Origin of the sequence: Martinezella calliandrae, assembly GCF_030272695.1 — a bacterium.
GTDB classification, from domain to species: Bacteria; Pseudomonadota; Alphaproteobacteria; order Rhizobiales; family Rhizobiaceae; genus Rhizobium; species Rhizobium calliandrae.
On sequence record NZ_JARFYN010000169.1, the window covers coordinates 1 to 937 of the forward strand.

1 protein-coding gene is annotated in these 937 nt (G+C 62.8%); it reads right to left on the reverse strand.

All coding sequences use genetic code 11. The annotated features are described in order from the left end of the window. On the reverse strand, positions 1–937 hold a 937-nt coding region (locus PY650_RS36535), incomplete at both ends, for an IS1380 family transposase (RefSeq protein WP_285884964.1).

Below are 937 nucleotides of genomic sequence, written 5' to 3' on the forward strand. Positions count from 1 at the left end.
CGCGCATCGTGTGGGCGCTGGTGCGGTCGGCATAAAGGTCCAGCTGGCATTCTTTGATGCGATTTTCCATGTCGCCGCGGGCGCAGTAGAGATCCTCGTAAAGCGGTTGTGCCGGGAAGCGTTCCGGCGCAAGCGAGGTGACGATGAAGCGCGGATTGGCGCCGGCGATCGTCCATTCGGCCTTGGCGACGACCCGCCTTCGGCATGACCAGCTGTCTTTCGTCGACCACAGGAAGTCACGAAAGACGCGGGCAGCCTCGCCACTTTCTTCGCCCTTAAGGCGCGCCTCCTCCAGGGCCTGTGCGATCTGCTTTTCCAGCCGTTGGTTGCGGGCAAGACCGAAGACATAGTCGACGCCGTTGGTTTCGCACCAGGCCATCAGTTCGTCGCGGGCAAAACCGGAATCGGCGCGCAGGATGATGCGCACTGTCGGCCAGCTTTGCCGGATCTGCCCGATGATGCGATCGATTTCCTCGACGGCGCCCTTGCTGGCATCGATGTTGGAGCGCCGTAGCTTGGCCGAAAGCAGATGCCGGCCGCAGAAGATGTAGAGCCGCAGATAGCAGTAGCAGTCGTAATAGCCGTGGAAGAATTTGCCTTCCTGATTGCCATGCAGCGGATCATCGGTGGCGTCGAGATCGAGCACGATCTCCTGCGGCAGCCGGTCGTGGGCGTCGAGGAACAGCTCCACGAACAGCGCTTCCAGCGCGCCGGCGTCATAGGCGATCTTGTGATAGCGCGTCGGCGCATCGGGGCGGCCGTGCTCCAGCCGGTTCAAGGTGGACTTGCCGGCAAGCACCGCACAATCTTGCCGCTTCGGCGTCAGGCTTTCCGACAGAAGTCCAAGAACGGGGTCATGGCGCAGCGTGTCGTGGTCGTCGACGTCTTCGTAGCCTAGCGCGATCGCCGCAATGCGCTGGCCGACCAGCGTGCGCAC